The organism is Pseudomonas sp. GXM4, from assembly GCF_008923895.1.
Lineage (GTDB): Bacteria > Pseudomonadota > Gammaproteobacteria > Pseudomonadales > Pseudomonadaceae > Aquipseudomonas > Aquipseudomonas atacamensis.
In genome coordinates this window covers 1-2,976 of sequence record NZ_WBRZ01000429.1, presented here as the reverse complement: position 1 = coordinate 2,976, position 2,976 = coordinate 1, and the positions used below count along the sequence as shown (strand labels likewise).

The 2,976-nt window shown below is 59.5% G+C and carries 3 protein-coding genes; all 3 read left to right on the top strand.

The features are described 5' to 3' along the window. Window positions 1-141 precede the first annotated feature (141 nt). Genes F8N49_RS26965 through F8N49_RS26955 form a run of 3 tightly spaced genes read left to right on the top strand, consistent with a single transcriptional unit; the run spans window position 142 to window position 2,894 of the window. A complete protein-coding gene (locus F8N49_RS26965) occupies window positions 142-894 on the top strand; it encodes a GntR family transcriptional regulator (protein ID WP_016774450.1) in 753 nt (250 codons plus the stop codon). Further along, window positions 891-2,621: a fumarate reductase/succinate dehydrogenase flavoprotein subunit gene (locus tag F8N49_RS26960; RefSeq protein WP_151553251.1), complete on the top strand. Its 1,731-nt coding sequence runs from the start codon at window positions 891-893 to the stop codon at window positions 2,619-2,621. Before F8N49_RS26965 ends, F8N49_RS26960 begins: the two co-directional genes overlap by 4 nt. A 27-nt stretch (window positions 2,622-2,648) precedes the next feature. After that, window positions 2,649-2,894 (top strand): ferredoxin family protein, encoded by a 246-nt coding sequence (locus F8N49_RS26955; RefSeq protein ID WP_003225615.1) that lies wholly within the window; start codon window positions 2,649-2,651, stop codon window positions 2,892-2,894. Window positions 2,895-2,976: the final 82 nt, after the last annotated feature.

Below are 2,976 nucleotides of genomic sequence, written 5' to 3'. Positions count from 1 at the left end.
TTTCTAACTGTAGGAGCTGCCGAAGGCTGCGATCTTTTGCTTTTAAAGGCGCATCTAAGGTTATGCCCAAACAATATTTCTCAACCTCGTCATAACGTCTCTAAGATCACGTCATAACTCGTTATAACAAGTTATCCGACGATGACCGATAACGTTCTCTCCCTCAGTAGCGTTCCGCTGCACACCCAACTGCGCGATGTCCTGCGTGCGCGGATTCTCGACGGTGAATACCCGCAAGACAGCCAGATGCCTTCCGAAAGCGAACTGGGCGCGCTGTTCAAAGTCAGCCGCATCACCGTGCGCCAGGCACTCGGTGATCTGCAAAAGGAAGGCCTGATCTTCAAGATCCACGGCAAGGGCACCTTCGTCGCCAAGCCGAAAACCTTTCAGAACGTCAGTAGCCTGCAAGGCCTCGCCGAGTCGATGACCGGGCGCGGTTATGAAGTGATCAACCGCCTGCGCAGTTTCAAATTCATTCCGGCCGACAAACGTGTCGCCGAGCGTCTGCAGGTGGCCGAAGGTGAAATCGTCGCGCAGATCAAACGCGTACGGCTGATCAATCGCGAGCCGATCTCGCTGGAAATCACCTACCTGCCCAAAGCGGTCGGCGAACGGCTGGAGAAGGCCGACCTGGTCACTCGCGACATCTTTCTGATCCTCGAAAACGACTGCGGCATCGCCCTTGGCCACGCCGATCTGGCCATCGACGCAGTGCTGGCTGACAGCGACCTGACCCAGGCGCTCAACGTCGAAGCGGGCTCGCCGATCATGCGCATCGAGCGCCTGACCCATGACGCCCAGGGCCAGCCGTTGGACTTCGAACACCTTTATTACCGTGGCGATGCGTTCCAGTACCGCCTGCGGATCGACCGGCAAAAAGGGGAGCAGGCATGACCCGCAACGTTCTAGAACAGGAATACGACATTGTCGTGATTGGCGGCGGTACGGCCGGGCCGATGGCAGCGATCAAGGCCAAGGAGAAGAACCGCGATTTGCGCGTATTGCTGGTCGACAAGGCCAACGTCAAGCGCAGCGGCGCGATCAGCATGGGCATGGATGGCCTGAACAACGCGATCATTCCCGGCCACTCGACACCGGAGCAGTACACCAAGGAAATCACCATCGCCAACGACGGCATCGTCAATCAGGCGGCGGTCTACGCCTATGCGACGCACAGTTTTGAAACCATCGAACAACTCGACCGCTGGGGCGTGAAGTTCGAGAAAGACGAGACCGGTGACTACGCGGTAAAAAAGGTCCACCACATGGGCGCCTATGTGCTGCCGATGCCGGAAGGGCACGACATCAAGAAAGTCCTGTATCGGCAGTTGAAACGTGCGCGGGTGAGCATCACCAATCGCCTGGTCTGCACGCGTTTGCTGACTGACGAGGAGGGCGCGGTCAACGGTGTGATGGGCTTCGATTGCCGCACCGCCGACTTCCATGTGATCAAGGCCAAAGCAGTGATTCTCGCCTGCGGCGCGGCCGGACGCCTCGGTCTGCCGTCGTCGGGCTACCTGATGGGCACCTACGAAAACCCGACCAATGCGGGCGACGGCTACGCGATGGCCTATCACGCCGGCGCTGAGCTGGCGAATCTCGAGTGCTTTCAGATCAACCCGTTGATCAAGGACTACAACGGCCCGGCCTGCGCCTACGTCACCGGCCCGCTGGGGGGCTACACCGCCAACAACAAGGGCGAACGCTTCATCGAGTGCGACTACTGGAGCGGACAGATGATGTGGGAGTTCCATCAGGAACTGGAGAGCGGCAACGGCCCGGTGTTCCTCAAACTCGACCATCTGGCCGAGGAAACCATCCAGAACATCGAGGAAATCCTGCACAGCAACGAGCGCCCGAGCCGTGGCCAGTTCCACGCCAACCGTGGCACTGACTACCGTACGCAGATGGTCGAAATGCACATTTCGGAAATCGGTTTTTGCAGCGGCCACTCGGCGTCCGGCGTGTGGGTCAACGAGCGTGCCGAGACTTCAGTCAAAGGCTTGTATTCGGCCGGCGACATGGCTGCGGTGCCGCACAATTACATGCTCGGCGCGTTCACTTACGGCTGGTTCGCCGGGCACAACGCCGCGGAATTTGTCGCCGGCCGCGAGTTTTCCGCACTGGACAGCGAGCAGATCGTCAAGGAACAGGCCCGGGTCTACGCGCCGCTCGATCGTCAGGACGGTCTGCCGCCGGCGCAGGTCGAGTACAAGCTGCGGCGCTTCGTCAACGACTACCTGCAACCGCCGAAAGTGACCAAAAAAATGCAGATCGGCCTGCAACGCTTCAGCGAAATCGAGCGCGATCTCGAGCAGATGAAAGCCAATAACGCTCACGAACTGATGCGAGCGATGGAAACCAGCGTGATCCGCGATTGCGCCGAAATGGCCGCCCGCGCGTCGTTGTTCCGCGCCGAAAGCCGCTGGGGCTTGTACCACTATCGCGTCGATCACCCGCAACGCAACGACGCCGAGTGGTTCTGCCATTGCCATCTGAAGAAGGGCGAGGACGGGCGCATGACCAGTTTCAAGAAAGCCGTCGAGCCTTACATCATCCCGCTCGACGCCGACGAAATGCAGGCTTACGACCGCCTGCGGGTCGGCGCCTGCGCCGCTTGATGCATCACTGAAAAGAGAGTCCGAACCATGGCTTATCAAGCTCAGGAAATCTTCTTCCGCTCCAACGCGCCGGTCACCGTCGACGAGGACAAATGCATCGCCGAAAAGGGCTGCACGGTGTGTGTCGACGTCTGCCCGATGGACCTGCTGGCAATCAACCCGGCCACGCAAAAGGCCTACATGGCGTTCGATGAATGCTGGTACTGCATGCCGTGCGAGAAGGATTGCCCGACGGGGGCGGTGAAGGTCGACATCCCTTATCTCCTGCGTTGACAGGTCGGACGCCATCGCTGGCAAGCCAGCTCCCACAGGCTTCTCTAGCGTGTGCGAAATTTTGTTCCACGACAGATCCCTG

What these genes read in the sequence shown, in the direction of transcription:
- F8N49_RS26955 (WP_003225615.1), top strand. Translation starts at nt 2,649, where the DNA reads ATGGCTTATCAAGCTCAGGAAATCTTCTTCCGCTCCAACGCGCCGGTC.
- F8N49_RS26960 (WP_151553251.1), top strand. Translation starts at nt 891, where the DNA reads ATGACCCGCAACGTTCTAGAACAGGAATACGACATTGTCGTGATTGGC.
- F8N49_RS26965 (WP_016774450.1), top strand. Translation starts at nt 142, where the DNA reads ATGACCGATAACGTTCTCTCCCTCAGTAGCGTTCCGCTGCACACCCAA.